The organism is Microcoleus vaginatus PCC 9802 (assembly GCA_022701275.1).
Classification (GTDB): Bacteria; Cyanobacteriota; Cyanobacteriia; order Cyanobacteriales; family Microcoleaceae; genus Microcoleus; species Microcoleus vaginatus_A.
Genome location: CP031740.1, coordinates 3,601,365 through 3,619,476, shown reverse-complemented (window position 1 = coordinate 3,619,476; position 18,112 = coordinate 3,601,365). Strand labels below are relative to the sequence as shown.

Genomic DNA, 18,112 nt, shown 5'->3' with positions numbered 1-18,112 from the left:
ACATGGCAGTGAAATTGTAAATTGTGTACCGCGATCTAAAGTTTAGTTGAATTCGAGCATACCAAAGTGTTTTTCACCTAGAATCTGCCGTGCGATCGCCAATCCTAAACCCGTTCCTTGGCCCACTGCTTGCGTCGTCAATAAATGATCTAATATCTTTTGTTTGACCTCCCAACGGGAGTAGCAGTAAGAACCTTCTTTAGGCTCTAACATAGCTGATAGGAATCTCGATCGCTAACTCTGTACCCTCTCCAACTCTAGAATTACAGGTTAATTTACCGCCATGTTTTTTGACAATACCATAGCTAACAGATAAACCCAAACCTGTACCGCTACCCACGGGTTTAGTTGTAAAAAATGGATCGAATATTCGGGATTGAATATTAGTCGGGATACCGGCACCATTATCATTGATTTTAATTCTAACCCTGTTTTTTTCTATAACTTCAGTCTGAATCGTGATTACAGGATTTTTATCGGTTTTATTAATTGAGTGAAGAGCATCAATAGCGTTACTGATAATACTCAGAAATACTTGATTGATCTCACTAGCATAACAAAGAACCTTGGGCAGATTTCCATACTCTTTAATAACTTGTATTTGTGATTTGCCATCGCTCAGTCTTAAGCGAGTTTGTAAAATTAGCAAAGTGCTTTCAATTCCAGTATGTAAATCTACTGCTTTCATGTCGGCTTCATCTAAGCGGGAAAAGTTACGCAAACTCAGGATAATTTGGCTAATGCGATCACTCCCTGCTTTCATAGATTCCAGAATTTTAATTAAATCTTTCCAGATAAATTCTAACTCCATTTCTTCTATTTTCGCTTGAATTACTCCACTGGGTTCAGGATACTCTTGTTGATAAATATCAAGTAAAATAAGCAAATCTTTGACATAATCCTCTATATGTGCAAGATTACTATGAATAAATGTTACTGGATTGTTGATTTCGTGAGCAATCCCAGCTACCAGTTGACCGAGAGAGGACATTTTTTCGCTCTGAATTAATTGTGATTGGGTTTGTTGTAAGTGTTTAAATGCTTGCTCTAAATCAAAAGCTTTTTGGCTTAAATCTTCCGTTTTTTGCGCTACTTCTGCTTCTAAGCTTTGGGAATATTTCTCTATTTGTTTATATAAACGAGCATTATCAATAGAGATCGCCGCTTGAGCTGCGAGTATCTGGAGAATTTCTACTCGCTCATTAGTAAATGCTCCCAGTGTTAAGTTATTTTCTAAGTACACAATACCGACGAGTTTTCCTTGGCGAATAATTGGAGTACATAAAACTGATTTAGGTTGATGAGCGATAATATAGCGATCGCCTGCAAATTGGTCGGCTTTACTTAAGTTGTCAAAAACAGCCGTCGCTTGAGTTCGTGCCACCGCATAAATCAAACTCTGAGGAATTTCCTGATATTGTTCCAGAGGAATTTCTAATATTTTTGTCTGCTTGTCTGCGGCTTGAGCGACGACTAACCATTGTCGGTCTTGGTGAAGCACTAGACAACCGATTTGTGCTCCCCCATTCGCAAGCGTAATCTGCATCAAAGTGGCTAACAGTTTCTCTAATTCAATTTCTTGTGAAATGGCTTGTGCCGCCATCATTACTGCTGGAAAATCCAACCATAAATTCTCGCTACTACTGACGCTAGCTAGGCTTCCCATCCAGGTAGGGTTGGTTGTTGTCCCAGATGTGATTACAAAGTTAGCAGGTTGGAGAATAGCTTTCAGTAGTTGTGGATAGTGTTGTTCTAAAGAAGCGACTTTAGCCTTTGCACCCCAACGCCAATAGCAGTAATACGCCTCAATCATGTAAGATTGTGCAACTTTTTCTTTCCCCCAATCTAAGTAGAATTTCGCAGCTAGTTCATTAGCTAAAGCTTCTTCTGGGATATATTCGTTTTTCTTGGCTCCGGCAATTGCGCGATCGTACCAATCTCCAGCTTCATAATTCTTGCCGAAAAGCCGGCATTTTTCGGCCTCTATTAAGTCAACTTTATGTTGATAATTCATGGGAGCTTGGTGTGCCCATTGAGCCAGAGTAGTTTGATGGGTTTCTGCCAAAGCGAGAGTGTTCGCTTGCTCAATTTCTGACTGCGTAGAGCAGAGTACCAAGTACGTTAACCCGGCATAAAAATGGAAAACCGGAGTATGAATCATTGCTGCCACTCCCCTCAAATAGAGGCTTGCTTGGGCAATGTAGTCTAGGGCGTTGGTGTAGTTGCCAAAGAGATAGGCAAGCATTATTTTGTAGTTATAGGCAAGAGCGAGTGCAGGAAGCTCACTATTCTGATTATGCTGAGGAAATATCACGGTTTCATCATAAGCCTGACCGATTAACAAATCCGGTTGATTGACAATTTCCCTCAAGTTCTGCACCGTCTGTTGTGTCATTTTCAGGTAAACGATAGGAGAATATTGCTTCACAGTCGCTAAAGCCACACAGTAATTTTCTATTTCTGCTTCCCAAGCATCAATCTCTACTCCTGCAAAAAAATTATTATAGAAATAACTGATGATGCTGTAGCCACCATTGAAAAAATCACCAGTTTCCATTCCGACTAAATAGCCTTCTTTCGCCGTTGGGATTGTTGCCCTCAGTGCTTCTTGACGATGCTGGATAAAACAGCCAAACCAAAGTAAAGTGATACATTTAAATTCCCGCCAATTAAACTGATTGAGTAAGCTAAGTGCTACTCGCCCAAAGCGATAACCCTTTTCTACTTCTCCCAAAAACCCAGACAGCACAATGCCATAACCCACATACCCGATCGTTGATCCTGGTGCATTGCCAAATTGAAGTGATAGACTGACCATTGTGGCACAAAGTAGAGGCTGCAAGGCAGGATTTCCCACAAAAATAGCCGGAAACAAGATGCCTAACAATTGCATCGCCGCGATTGTCCGAGGATCGCTCATCGCGGGAAGGTTAACCAGTTCCTCAATCTCTTTGCCCTCCAGTTGGTTGGCAAGGTTTTGTAATGCAATGCCTGTCAAGGTTTCGTCAGTTTCAGAGGGGAGTTCAATCCCCAATTGTGCTAGGGTATTGGTGCCGATAGCGATCGCTTCTAATATCTGATTCTGAGTTGTCAGTGCGTTGATTTGAATCTCAAATATCTTGACTTTATCTAGTATTGTTTTCGCCGATCGCAAAACCTGGGCTGCCATTTCTTCCATGCCATTAAAATCGGCATTTAAGTAAGCCGCTTCAGTCGCAGCCACATAAAGATTTAGGGTTAATTCATACTGAGTTTGCCAACAGTTTTCTGTGAGTAACTCCAGCCCTGTGTTCACAAAACTTCTGGCGCCTGCATAGGCTGTAGAATTTCTAGCTTTCTTTCCGGCTGCTAAGTTCAATCTGGCTAAGGCTTCCCGTTCCTCTGCTTGAGTCATGAACTCAATGCCTAAATTCAAATGCCCGACAATATCAAACAGCTTTTCCTCTTTTTCTATCTCTGATAAGTTTTGTTGGAGTAGTTGCCCAATATGGTAATGGGTCTGCTGTTTTTGCTCGTCAGGAATCAATGAATAAGCCGCTTGTTGGACGCGATCGTGTAAAAATCGATAAGTCGGATTAGCGGAAGCATTGAAAACTTCCTCACTATCAGATTGGGTAAAGAACTTATACATTTCGGTAGTAGGAATTACCAAACCTTCCTGCAAAGCTTTCCATAAAGCTGTTGCGGTACTGTCTGGTGATTTCTCACTGACAATTACTAAGGTATTCAAATCAAACTGCGCCCCAATACAAGCAGCTAGTTTGAGACTATCCTGAGTTTCTATGGGCAATTTCTGTAATTGCAATGCCATGAATTCAACGACATCATCAGTAATTGCTAAGGCTTTAACTTGGGCAATATCGCATTGCCAATATTGAATCTCGCAATCAAAGCTAACTAACTTGTCATCATGTAATGCTTTGAGAAACTGGGTCGCAAAAAAAGGATTACCTTGAGTTTTTTGATATACCAATTTTGTTAAAGGCTGGGCTAGGGATGATTTACAATTCAGCGTATCTGCCACTAACTGATTCATATCAGGCTCCCTTAATGGCGGTAAAGTAATTATATTCACCGTTGCCCCAGTTTTGACAATTTCATCCACTGTTAAAATGAATGGATGTACGGGGGAGACTTCATTATCTCGATACGCACCTAATATTAATAGATACCCCGCATCTTGCATCAATAATTTAAGCAAGTTCAGTGATGCGGAATCTGCCCATTGCAAGTCATCTAAAAACATAACTAACGGATGTTCTTTACTGGTAAAGACTTGCAAAAATTTTGCCAACAGTAGATTAAAGCGATTTTGGGCGGCTGTTCCCGATAATTCAAGGGGAGGTGGCTGTTTACCGATAATATTTTCTAACTCAGGAATTACGTCAATTAAGACTTGTCCGTTGTCTCCTAATGCCGTTAATATCTGACTTTTCCATGTTTCTAATTGCCAATCTGATTCGGATAGCAATTGCCCCATTAAATCGCGGAATGCTTGCACAAAGGCGCTAAAGGGAATGTTGCGCTGAAATTGGTCATATTTCCCTTTAATAAAATAACCTCGTTCCCGCACAATGGGTTTATGAACTTCGTTGATCACTGCGGTTTTTCCAATTCCTGAAAAACCCGCAACGAGCATCATTTCTGTTGCACCTTCGCTGACTCTTTCAAAGGCGTGTATGAGCGTTTCTACTTCGGTTGCTCGTCCATAGAGTTTGTCGGGGATGAGGAAGCGATCGCATACATCCCGCGTTCCTAACTCAAAAGTTTCAATCTTTCCAGTTTCTTGGTACTGCTGCAAACACCGTTCTAAGTCATGCTTCAATCCCCAGGCACTTTGATAGCGCTGTTCGGCATTTTTTGCCATCAGCTTCATCACCATATCCGAAACCACCTGCGGGATTTTTTTGCTGTTTATTAAAGGAGGTTGTTTGGCAATATGGCAGTGAATCAACTCCATCGGGTCGTCACATTCAAATGGCAGTTGTCCTGTCAGCAGTTCGTAAAAGGTTGCTCCCAGAGAATAAAAGTCACTGCGGTAGTCGATGCCTCGGTTCATTCTTCCGGTTTGTTCGGGAGAAATATAGGCGAGGGTTCCCTCTAAGACGTTGGGATTTTGAATTTCTTGAGTCTCTCTCGGAAGTAGGGAGGCGATGCTAAAGTCAATCAGTTTGACTTGTGTAGTTTCAGGATGAATCAGGACGTTAGCTGGCTTAATATCTTTGTGGATGACTCGGTTTCGGTACAGTCCGTCAAGAATGTCAGTTATTTGAATGGCAATTTCCAAGATTTCTGCTAAAGTCCGCCTAGGTGCTTCACCGAGCCGTCTTCGGAACCCATCTTGGGCGTATTGCCGTAGAGAAATGCCCCCAAAATCCTCCATCACTAGGGCATAGCTGTTGCGGTAGGATTCCAGACTGTAAGGTTCAACGACTCCCGGCAGACGTAGATTTTTGGCGATGGTATACTGGTTGCGGAATTGCAGCAGTTCGCTGAAACTGGGATAGTCTCTATTTAATAGTTTAATGACAACTGGGAGCCGATCCATTTCTCGAATGGCTCGATAAACTATGGTTTTAGAACCACTGTACAGTTGCTCGATTAGACGGTATCCGGCAATTGGACTGGTTAAATCTCTACCTGGATTCATTTATTTTGGCTATCCTAATCTCAAATATTGACTGCTAAAAATTAATGTGCGCCTCTATGTGTAAGGGTTAAATGCGGCGATCGCATAATTAACTTCATCCGTTTCTAGGCAATGAGATCGTAAACTCCGTCCCTTCTCCTAATACAGAATTTACCTCGATTGTACCGCCGTGTTTATCAACTACAATCTGCCGTGCGATCGCCAATCCCAACCCCGTGCCTTTACCCACACCTTTAGTTGTAAATAAGTGGTCAAAAATCTGACCTTTTATCTCATCTGATATCCCTAGCCCGTTGTCATAAATCCGAATCGTCACCCACTCCTTAGACGGTCTTTCGGTGCGAATCGTGATGCAATTGGCTGGGGCTTTAATCTTCTCTAAACTCCGTTCCCGATTTGATTCTTCCAGTGCATCAATGGCATTGGCCAATATATTCATAAACACCTGATTTAATTGTCCGGGGAAGCAATCGACTGAGGGCAAGTTCCCGTACTCTTTCACAACTTCAATCGCTGGACGCTGTTCGTTCGCTTTCAATCTGTGTTTGAGAATCAAAATCGTACTGTTAATTCCGTCATGAATATTGAAAGGAACTTTGTAATCTTTGTCGGCTCGGGAGAAGGTACGAAGACTGGTGCTGATACCTTGAATGCGATCGCACCCCATTTGCATGGACTTCAACATTTTGGGTAAATCTTCTAAGAGATATTCGATATCGCTCTCTTCAGCTTTTTCTTCAATCTCCTCACCCGGACTGGGAAATTTTTCTTTATAGAGTTGCAAGTATTCTGTAATATCTTTGACGGCGGCGATCGCTTCATAAATATTGCCAGAAATAAATCCAACTGGATTATTAATTTCATGGGCAACCCCGGCCACTAAATTCCCCAACGCCGACATTTTTTCGCTCTGTACTAATTGCAGTTGAGATTGTTCCACCTGGTGAGCGTAGTCCTGGGCTTGCTGATACAATCGCGCATTTTCTAGGGAAATGGCAGCCTGAGTGCAGAGGAAGTTGAGGATGAGGAGACGATCGCGAGTAAACACTCCTTTCGTCGATCGATGTTCCAGATAAAGTATCGCAACTAAGTTCCCGCGATCGAGAATCGGAGTACATAGCATACTCTGAGAGTGATACTGGAGCGTACAGTCATTCATTAAACCCGGGATATCGGTCTTGCCACCTTCAATAACCACAGTTTCCAGGGTATGTTTGACATAATAAACCAGCTTGAGCGGAATCACCGCCGAGCCATCTATAGGTTGGGTTTGCAGTAAGGTTGTGGGTAACTCGTTATCTGGATTGATGTGAGTTATTGCTCGGATTTGCCATTCATCCTGATGGGGGAGTAGCAAAGCACAAGTTTCTGCCCCAGAAGTTTTCAAAATAATTTGGTTGAGGCTACTGAACAATTCATCAAGCTGAATTTTACTGGATAAAGCTTGAGCAGCTTGCACAATAGATGCGAAATCAAGGGCATCGGAAATACTGGTGCTGCTATTGGTGGAAGTGTGCGAAGAGTGGCTAATCGTTGCCAGCGTCTCTAGAGGATTAAAGCGAAGTTTGGGCTGATTCAGGATAGGCTGAAGTAATTGGGGATAGCGTTGTTCTAAGTCTTCTATTTTGGCTTTAGCTCCCCAACGGGCATAACAGTAATACGCTTCCTGCATATAGCTGCCGGCAACTTTTTCTTTGCACCAGTCAAGGTAGAATTTGGCAGCTAATTCGTTGGCGATCGCTTCTTCTTGGATATAACCGTTTTCCTTGGCTCCTGCGATCGCGCGATCGTAGAATTCGAGCGCTTCGGCTTTTTTTCCTAAAATTCGACATTTTTCCGCCTCTACCAAATTAAATTTGTGCAAATGGTTCATTGGTCCATGACTAGCCCATGTTTGCATTTTTTTCTGATTGGCTGCGACTTTTGCTAGTTGCGTTTCTATGTTGGCAGTATCCCGATTATTTAACCATCGCAATCGAGCTAAGGAATCGTATAAATAAAATCCGGGAATCACAAACATCGCCCCTACTCCATCCAAATATTTTTCGGCGGTGGCGGCATTTTCCACGGCCTCATCTACTTTTTCAAACAAATAATTTAAAATGAGTTTGTGGCTATGTATGATATGGAGAGCGAGGCGATCGTTGACAGAGTAATGAACCGGTAGATATTGTTCCTCGTTGTAAGCTTCCCCCACCAAGCAACCTGGATTGATACTGGGTTTAATTAAGTTTAAAATTCCCTGCCTATGAAGTTCGTTCCACGAAAAAACCGTGTCCTGTTTTAGTTCCCGAAATGCCTGACTGTAACTTGCTACTTCCTGTTCTAGTTCTGTCAAGTTTGTGCCAGCGAAATACGAATTACAAAAACTGTAAAAAGCACAATATGTCGCAAAAATTATATCTCCCGTTTCTAAACCTATTTTATAGGCTGAGAGTAAAGGTTTGATAGTTTCTCTGGCGGGTTCTTTCCAATGTTTAATATCTCCGTCTGTACAGAGAACTACCTTGGCTGTAATTTCTTTGGCATTGAATTTACACAAGAGGCTGGAAGCCAGTTGACCAAATTGATAACCTGATTCAATGTCTTCAACTATCACACAAAGCATTACGGCGTAAACCCCATAAGCAAAAGCAGCATTCGGCTCGTTGCCATTTTTAATTAATAGTTTCACTTGCTCGCAGGCAATTAGGGGTAAAAATTGAGGGAGAGCGATATAGGCTGGCGAAACAATGCTGTTGAGAATGCGTAAAGCTGCTTTTTTTTCCGGCTTTTTCATTTCTGGCAAATGGATTAATTCTTTAATTTCCCGATCGCTCCAGTGAGATTTAGTTAACGCAAATTCCCGTTGAATATCTGCATCTTTTGGCGATTCGGGAAAGCTTATTTCCAATAATTTTAAAATAGCAAAGGCAGTTTGCACCGCTTCTATAAATTGCTTTTGTACTGTATAAGCTTGTATTTTGACTTCGTAAACATTGATTTGGTCTAATAGCGATCGCGTCTCTCGCAATACCTCATCAATTAATTCTTCCATTGTCTCAAACTCGCCGTTGAGATAGTCTGTCTCTGCCGCCGACTCGGACAAAGCTAAAGTAAGTTCGTATTGATTCTGCCAACAGTCAGTTGCCAGCAGTTTCAGCCCCACCGTGGCATATTCGCGGGCTGCTTGATAGGCGGTTGCCGATCTGGCTTTGCGGCAAGCCGTGAGGTTGAGTTGCGCGAGTTCGTCGCGTTCGGTTTGTTGTGCAATTAAAGCCGTTCCATAGTTTAATTGATTGACCAATTCAAAAATGCGTTCTTCTGTGGCTTCGGGGGAAATTTGTTGTAGCAGTAGTTGTCCGATATGGTAGTGGGTGATTTGTTTTTGCTGATCGGGAATGAGAGAATAGGCAGCTTGTTGGACGCGATCGTGCAAGAAGCGATAGTAAACAGTTTGAGAAGTAGCTCGATCAATATTTTCTTCTTCCCCTACATAAAATTTATAAACCTCACTCTGAGGTAAAACCAAACCTTCCTGTAAAGTTTTCCACAATGCCGTTGCCGTTTCAGTCTCCGAAATTTCCAAAACAATTGCTAATGTTTTCAGATCGAACTGATTGCCAATGCAAGCAGCTAATTTTAAAATTGACTGATTTTCAACGGGCAATTTTTGTAACTGCTGCGCCATGAATTCAACGATATCATCCGTTAGTGCAGCTTCTGTAATTTTGCTAATATCGCACTGCCAATATCCAGCTTTGAGGTCGAAAGTAATCAAGTCATCTTGATGCAATGCCTTGAGAAACTGCGTCGCAAAAAATGGGTTTCCTTTGGTCTTACGCTCGACTAATTCCGTCAACGGTTCTGCCAATTTCGGAGAACAGGTTAGCGTATCTGCTACCAATTGATTCAAACTGGTTCGAGCTAGCGGTGCCAGTGTGATGGTATTGACAATTGCCCCTATTTTAGTTACTTCATCAAGGGTCAACATCAAGGGATGGGCAGCGGAAACTTCATTGTCTCGATAGGCTCCAATTAGTAACAAGTGACTGGACTGCGACTCACCTACGAGCAACTGCATCAACTTTAAAGATGCTGAATCTGCCCACTGTAAATCATCCAAAAACATCACTAAGGGATGCTCTTTTCTAGTAAAGACCGAGATAAATTTTTGAAATAGCAAATTAAACCGATTTTGAGCCCCCATTCCCGATAATTCTGGCGCTAGGGGTTGTTGTCCGATAATGCGTTCTAGTTCGGGAATTACTTCAATAATGACTTGTCCGTTGTCACCGAGTGCTGCTAAAATTTTGGTTTGCCATGCTTTAAGTTGGAGATCGCTTTCACTGAGCAATTGTGTCATTAAATCGCGAAAGGCTTGCACAAATGCCGAAAAGGGAATATTGCGATTGAACTGGTCAAATTTACCTTTACTAAAATAGCCATGCTGTCGGACAATGGGTTTGTGAACTTCATTGACTACAACAGTTTTTCCGATGCCGGAAAAGCCTGCAACTAGCACCATTTCGCTGTTCCCTTGTGCTACTCGTTCAAAGGCTGCTAAAAGTTGCTGTATTTCTCGTTCTCGTCCATAAAGCTTTTCGGGAATGATGAAGCGATCGCATATATCCCGCGTTCCTAACTCAAAAGTTTCAATTTTTCCAGTTTCTTGGCACTGCTGCAAACACTTTTCTAAATCGTGCTTCAATCCTAATGCACTTTGATAGCGTTTTTCGGCATTTTTTGCCATCAGCTTCATGACAATATCCGAAACCACCTGCGGGATTTCTTTGCTGTTTATTGAAGGAGGTTGTTTGGCAATATGGCAGTGAACCAACTCCATCGGGTCGTCACATTCAAATGGCAGTTTTCCTGTCAGCAGTTCGTAAAAGGTTACTCCCAGAGAATAAAAGTCGGTGCGGTAGTCGATGCCTCGGTTCATTCGTCCAGTTTGTTCGGGAGAAATATAGGCGAGGGTTCCTTCTAAAACGTTGGGATTTTGAATTTCTTGAGTTTCTCTCGGCAGTAGGGAGGCGATGCTAAAGTCTATGAGTTTAATTTGTTTAGTGTCGGGATGTATTAGGACGTTAGCTGGCTTAATATCTTTGTGGATGACTCGATGCCGATAAAGTCCCTGGAGAATGTCAGTTATTTGAAGGGCAATTGCCAAGATTTCTGTTAGATTCAGCGAGGCTTCTTGGGCGTAGTCTCGCAGAGAAATACCGCCAAAATCCTCCATTACTAGGGCATAGCTGTGGCGATAGGATTCCAAATTGTAGGGTTCAACGACTCCAGGCAGACGTAGGTTTTTGGCGATAGTATACTGGTTGCGGAATTGCAGCAGTTCGCTGAAGCTGGGATAGTCTCGATTTAATAGTTTAATGACAACCGGAAGCCGATCGATCTCTCGGATAGCTCGATAAACTAGGGTTCTCGAACCGCAGTATAGTTGCTCAACCAGATGATATCCCGAAATTCGGTTCGTCAAATCCACTGCTCCACTCCTCTGGATTATTCCATCTTAGACATTGACTCTTGTAACTAAGTATACACTTTTCTTGGTCGAGTCTGAGGAAAATAAAACTGCGAAATCCCCAGCCGACCGACTCTAGCGCTTTTATTCTTTTTCACTTTTGAACAGAAAGATGGCGATTTCTCAAGATAGTTTTATCCTTTCATCGGCAATAAAATTGTAAACTCCGTCCCTTCTCTCAATACAGAATTTACCTCGATTGTACCGCCGTGTTTCTCAACCACAATCTGCCGTGCGATCGCCAATCCCAACCCCGTCCCTTTCCCTACTTCCTTGGTAGTAAATAACTCATCAAAAATATTCTCTCGCACTGCTTCACTCATGCCAATACCGTTATCTTTGATGCGAATCATCGCTTGTTTTTTGTCCTCATAAATTTCAGTTTTAATTGTAATTTGATTGGCGATTTCTGCATAAGTTCGTCCTTGATTTGATTCATCCAAAGCATCGATTGCATTACCTAACAAATTCATAAATACTTGATTCAATTGTCCGGCATAACACTCTACTTGTGGCAAATTACCGTATTCCTTAATCACTTTGATTTCTGGACGAGTTTCGTTAGCCTTGAGGCGATGTTTCAGGATCATAATGGTGCTATCGAGGCCATCGTGGATATTACAAGCTACGGGATAGTTAGTATCGGCACGGGAGAAGGTTCGTAGACTGGTACTAATATCCCGAATCCGCTTCACGCCTTCCCGCATCGAACCTACTAATTTCGGTAAATCTTCCCGGATGTAGTCAAGCTCGATGTTCTCGATTTCTTCTTGAATCTCTGGATCGAGTTGCGGATATTTTTGTTCATACAAATCGAGCAATCCAAACAAATCTTTGATATAATCTAAGGCGGGTTGAATATTACCACCCAGAAAACCAACTGGATTATTAATTTCGTGAGCAACCCCAGCCACTAAGTTTCCCAACGCTGACATTTTTTCGCTTTGAACTATTTTTATCTGTGCCTGTTTGAGATGGGTAAATGCTTGTTGAGATTCTTGATACAAACGGGCATTTTCTAAGGAAATAGCCGCTTGAGAAGCCAGCCAATTTAGCACTTGAATGCGATCGCTAGTAAACGCCCCTACGGTCAGGTTATTTTCCAGGTATAAAACTCCGATCAACTGCCCTTGATTAAGAATTGGAATACACAGAACACTTATCGGCTGGTGCTGTTCAATATAGCGATCGCCCGCAACCTGGAAACTTACCCTAGCATCAACTATTACCAAAGGTTTCAAACTACGCTTGACACTGTTAACCAAACTAATCGCTACATCCTGACTTGATTCTAGAGGTATTGCTGGTAATAGCTCAGGTTCCTGTCCCTCTGCTACAAGAGCCGCTACCTGTAAATACTGTTTTTGTTTGAGCAATAAGACACACTTAGTTGCCCCAGCATTCGCGATCGCTATTTTTAAAAGAGTAGTCAGGAGTTTATCGAGTTCAATTTCCCCAGAAATGGCTTGAGAGGCTTGGATCAGAGTAGGCAAATCTAGAAATTCACAGTTGCTGCTAGAAGAGTGGGTATAAGTAATCGTTCCCCGAGTGATCGTTTCCTTAAAGGAACTAAAGGATTGAGCTTGCTGAAGGATAATACCGAGTAGGCGAGGATAACTTTTTTCCAAATCGTCTATTTTGGCTTTAGCTCCCCACCGGGCATAACAATAATACGCTTCAATCATGTAGGCGCTCGCTACTTTTTCTTTGCCCCATTCCAAGTAGAAGTTCGCTGCTAGTTCGTTGGCGAGGGCTTCTTCGTTGATGAATTTATGATCTTGAGCGAGTTGGATGGCGCGATCGTACATTTCAAGTGCATCTGCTTTATTGCCCAAAACCCGCTGCCGTTCTGCTTCAACCAAATACCATTTATGCAGATGATTCATGGGAGCATTTTGCGCCCATTGGTGCAGAGTCGTTTGATGGGTTTCCACAGAGGCGAGAATGTCACCTTGCTCAATTTCAGGATGTGTGGGGAAGAGCGCCAGGTGTGTCAAGGCTGCATAAAAATGGAAAATGGGAATAAAAATACATCCCGGTACTGCTATCAAATATGGCTGGGCTTGGCTAATGTAATTGCTCGCATCTTGGTAGTTACCAAAGCAGTAAGCAAGCAACAGTTTGTAGATATAGACCTCGGCGATCGCAGTGAATTCATAATCCTGATTATGCTTGGGCATCATCACTGTTTCATCGTAAGCTTCGCCGATTAAGCAATCCGACAGAATCTCGACTTCCTTTAAGTTATTCACCGTCTGCCGCACCATATCTACATAAATCTGAGCCGAATATTGCTTTACCTGAGCCAAGGCGGCGCTGTAACTTGCTATTTCTGATTCCAAATTGCTCAGTTCTACTCCACTGAAAAAGTTCATATAGCTGTAAGTGACCATGCTATAGCCAGCGCTTAGAAAATCGCCAGTTTCCATGCCAGCCGTATAGCTATCTTTCGTCGTCAGCATCACTGCCCTCAGAGGTTCCTGACGATGCTGAATAAAGGCTCCAAATAGATTCAGAATCATGGACTTGAATTCCCGGACATTGAACCTATCGAGCAGTAAGAGTGCCAATTTACCAAAGGCATATCCGGTTTCCACCTCTCCCAAAAAGGCACACAACACCAGTCCGTGAATGCCATACCCCACCGTCGATGCTGGCGCATTCCCAAAGGAGAGCGATAAACTCACCATCTTGCAGCTAAGTAGGGGCAGCAAACCCGGCATTCCCAAAAAGATGGGAGAATATAACGTTCCTAACAGTGGCATGGCAGCCTGAGCCTTGGCCTCAGTTATCATCGGCAGATTAGCTAGGTCTTCAATCCGTCTACCTTGGAGTTGGCTGGCAACGGCTTGTAGCGCTTGGCTAATCAAGGCTTCATCAGGTGCACTGGGTAGTTCAATCCCCAATTGCCAGAGTGCATCTCTTGCTACTGCAATGGCTTCTAGTGACTTGCTCTGTGCTGTCTGGGCAGCGATTTGAATTTCGTAAATTTTGATTTTGTCTAAGATTGTCTGTGCATTCTCTAACACTTGTGCTGCAATCTGTTCCATGCCATCAAAGTCAGCATTCAAATAGGCGGCTTCAGCAGCAGCAACATACAGGTTCACGGTCAATTCATACTGGCTTTGCCAGCAGTTGGCCCTCAGTAGCTCAACCCCCACTTGCAGATAAACTCTGGCGGCGGTGTAGGCGGTAGATTTTCTGGCTTTACAACCGGCTGCCAAGTTTAGTTTAGCTAAGGCTTCTCGTTCGGTCGGTTGGGTGATTAACTCAATTCCTCGATTCAAATGCCCGACAATATCAAACAGTTTTTCCTCTTGCTCTATCTCGGCGCACTTTTGCTGGAGTAACTGTCCAATTTTCAGATGAGTTGCTTTTTTCTGCGAATCATGAATTAGCGAATATGCGGCTTGCTGGACGCGATCGTGTAGGAATTTGTAATTTGCATTAGCAGCAGCTTGGTTAACAGTAGCTATCTCATCACTTGGGGTGAAGAATTTATAGATTTCGGTGGTGGGGACGAGCAAGCCTTCTTGTAAAGCTTTCCACAAATCAGCCGCCGTTTCTTCAGGTGACTTTTCTGAAACTATCGCCAAAGTATCTAAATCAAACTGCGATCCAATACAAGCAGCTAACTTGAGAAGTTCCTGAGTTTGTGTCGGTAGCTTCTGCAATTGCAGTGCCATAAACTCCACCACGTCATCGGTGATAGCTAAAGCTTTTACTTGAGCAATATCGCACTGCCAATACCGTATATTCCCATCAAAGGCAATCAACCCATCGTCATGTAACCCCTTAAGGAACTGGGTGGCAAAGAAAGGATTGCCCTGAGTTTTTTGATACACCAATTCTGTCACTGGTTTAGCAATAGGAAAATCGCAATTCAGTGTATCCGCTACCAACTGATTCATATCCGCTAAACTCAACGGTTGCAGTGTAATAGTATGCACCCTCGCCCCAGACTTAATAATCTCATCCACTGTCAGGATAAACGGGTGAACGGGCGACACTTCATTATCCCGATAAGCACCCAACACCAACAGATGCCCTGTATCTTGCATCAACAGTTGCAATAACTTAAAAGATGCCGAATCTGCCCACTGCAAATCATCCAAAAATATCACTAAGGGATGTTCTGCTGTGGTAAACACTTGCACAAATTTCTGCATTAGCAGATTGAAGCGATTTTGTGCTGCACTTCCCGACAGTTCTGGTGCAGGGGGTTGAGTGCCAATGATGCGTTCTAATTCAGGAATCACCTCTATCAAGACTTGCCCGTTGTCTCCAACTGTTGACAGAATCCTGGTTTTCCAGCTTTGTAACTGAGCGTCCGATTCTGATAGCAATTGTCCCATCAAATCCCGGAAGGCTTGCACAAAAGCCGAAAACGGAATATTCCGCTGAAATTGGTCGTATTTGCCTTTAATAAAATAACCGCGCTGACGAACAATCGGCTTATGAACTTCATTCACTACTGCCGTTTTGCCAATGCCAGAAAAACCTGCCACGAGCATCATTTCGGTGCTGCCAGTGCTAACTCGTTCAAAGGCCGCTAATAAATTCTCAATTTCAGTTTCTCTGCCGTATAGCTTTTCGGGGATGAGGAAACGGTCTGTTATATCCCGCGTTCCCAATGCCAACGTCTCAATGTTACCCGTTTTTTGTAATTGAGCCAGACAAATCTCTAAATCGTGCTTCAATCCTAATGCACTTTGATAGCGTTTTTCGGCATTTTTTGCCATCAGCTTCATGACAATATCCGAAACCACCTGCGGGATTTCTTTGCTGTTTATTGAAGGAGGTTGTTTGGCAATATGGCAGTGAACCAACTCCATCGGGTCGTCACATTCAAATGGCAGTTTTCCTGTCAGCAGTTCGTAAAAGGTTACTCCCAGAGAATAAAAGTCGGTGCGGTAGTCGATGCCTCGGTTCATTCGTCCAGTTTGTTCGGGAGAAATATAGGCGAGGGTTCCTTCTAAAACGTTGGGATTTTGAATTTCTTGAGTTTCTCTCGGCAGTAGGGAGGCGATGCTAAAGTCTATGAGTTTAATTTGTTTAGTTTTGGGATGAATCAGGACGTTAGCTGGCTTAATATCTTTATGAATGACTCTGTTTCGGTACAGTCCGTCAAGGATGTCAGTTACTTGAAGGGCAATTGCCAAGATTTCTGTTAGATTCAGCGAGGCTTCTTGGGCGTAGTCTCGCAGAGAAATACCGCCAAAATCCTCCATTACTAGGGCATAGCTGTGGCGATAGGATTCCAAATTGTAGGGTTCAACGACTCCAGGCAGACGTAGGTTTTTGGCGATAGTATACTGGTTGCGGAATTGCAGCAGTTCGCTGAAGCTGGGATAGTCTCGATTTAATAGTTTAATGACAACCGGAAGCCGATCGATCTCTCGGATGGCTCGATAAACTAGGGTTCTCGAACCGCAGTATAGTTGCTCAACCAGATGATATCCCGAAATTCGGTTCGTCAAATCCACTGCTGCACTCCTCTGGATTATTCCATCTTAGACATTGACTCTTGTAGCTAAGTATACACTTTTCTTGGTCGAGTCTGAGGAAAATAGAACTGCGAAATCCCCAGGCGACCGACTCTACCGCTTTTATTCTTTTTCACTTTTGAACAGAAAGATGGCGATTTATCAAGATAGTTTTATCCTTTCATCGGCAATAAAATTGTAAACTCCGTCCCTTCTCTCAATACAGAATTTACCTCGATTGTACCGCCGTGTTTCTCAACCACAATCTGCCGTGCGATCGCCAATCCCAACCCCGTCCCTTTCCCTACTTCCTTGGTAGTAAATAACTCATCAAAAACCTTCTGCCGCACCGTCTCACTCATGCCAATACCGTTATCTTTGATACGAATTATTGCTTTCTGCCGATCTTCCGATAATTCAGTCTGGATAATAATTTGATTAGGATTAATTTTAATTTCAGCATAACTACGTCCCGTATTGGATTCTTCTAAAGCATCGATCGCATTAGCCAACAGGTTCATAAATACCTGATTTAATTGTCCTGGATAACATTCTACTTGTGGTAGATTCCCATACTCTTTGATCGCTTGAATGTCTGGACGAGTATCAGAAGCTATGAGGCGATGTTTGAGGATCATAATTGTACTATCAATACCATCGTGAATGTTGCAAGCAATGGGGCGATCGCTATCAGCACGAGAAAATGTCCGCAAGCTGGTACTAATGTCTTTAATCCGGTTTACTCCTTCTTGCATTGAGCCAATTAACTTGGGTAAGTCTTCGCGGATGTATTCGAGGTTAATCGCATCAATTTCCTCTTGAATTGCCGCACTGAAGTTAGCAGATTCTTGGTGAACTAAATCCAGCAATCCAAACAAATCTTTAATATAATCTAAAGCGGGCTGAATATTGCCATAAAGAAAGCCAACAGGGTTATTAATTTCGTGGGCAACACCAGCCACCAAGTTACCCAGAGCAGACAATTTTTCGCGTTGAATGATTTGGAGCTGAGCTGCTCGTAATTCAGCAGTTTTTTGAGCCACTTGCTGTTCTAAATTCTGAGTCAAGAGACGCAACTGTAAATGAGTTTTCACTCGCACTAACACTTCTTGTTCTTGGAAGGGCTTGGTAACGTAGTCTACTGCACCAAGGTTAAGCCCTTTAACTTTGTTGTCTACATCCGCCAGAGCAGTCATAAACATAACTGGAATATCGCAAGTTTTGGAATTAGCTTTAAGGCGTTGACAGGTTTCAAATCCATCAATTCCGGGCATCATCACATCCAGTAAAATCAGATCGGGCGGTCGCCGCTCAACTTGTTGCAGAGCGCGTTCGCCACTGGTAGCGATTGCCACCTTATACCCCGCATTGCTCAACGCTTCCGAGATGACATCCAGATTGCTGGGAGTATCATCAACGATTAAAATTAAGCCAGTTAAACCCGTTGTCATAGTCATCCTT

At 43.0% G+C, this 18,112-nt stretch carries 4 protein-coding genes and 1 pseudogene; all 5 read right to left on the bottom strand.

All coding sequences use genetic code 11. From position 1 onward, the window contains the following. Positions 1–42: 42 nt before the first annotated feature. Positions 43–171, bottom strand: a pseudogene (locus D0A34_14605) (sensor histidine kinase). A gap of 28 nt (positions 172–199) precedes the next feature. Beyond that, complete coding sequence (locus D0A34_14600) at positions 200–5,650, bottom strand: GAF domain-containing protein (protein ID UNU19946.1); 5,451 nt, start codon at positions 5,648–5,650, stop codon at positions 200–202. A 94-nt stretch (positions 5,651–5,744) separates the two neighbouring features. Continuing rightward, the gene (locus D0A34_14595) at positions 5,745–11,126 is read right to left on the bottom strand and encodes a GAF domain-containing protein (protein ID UNU19945.1); all 5,382 of its coding nucleotides are present in this window, start codon (positions 11,124–11,126) and stop codon (positions 5,745–5,747) included. Between the two features lie 173 nt (positions 11,127–11,299). Next, positions 11,300–16,651, bottom strand: coding sequence for a GAF domain-containing protein (locus tag D0A34_14590; protein ID UNU19944.1), 5,352 nt, complete (start codon positions 16,649–16,651; stop codon positions 11,300–11,302). Positions 16,652–16,824: 173 nt separating this feature from the next. Further along, positions 16,825–18,108, bottom strand: a complete 1,284-nt coding sequence (locus tag D0A34_14585; GenBank protein ID UNU19943.1) for a hybrid sensor histidine kinase/response regulator — start codon at positions 18,106–18,108, stop codon at positions 16,825–16,827. Positions 18,109–18,112 lie beyond the last annotated feature (4 nt).

What these genes read in the sequence shown, in the direction of transcription:
- D0A34_14600 (UNU19946.1), bottom strand. Translation starts at nt 5,650, where the DNA reads ATGAATCCAGGTAGAGATTTAACCAGTCCAATTGCCGGATACCGTCTA.
- D0A34_14585 (UNU19943.1), bottom strand. Translation starts at nt 18,108, where the DNA reads ATGACTATGACAACGGGTTTAACTGGCTTAATTTTAATCGTTGATGAT.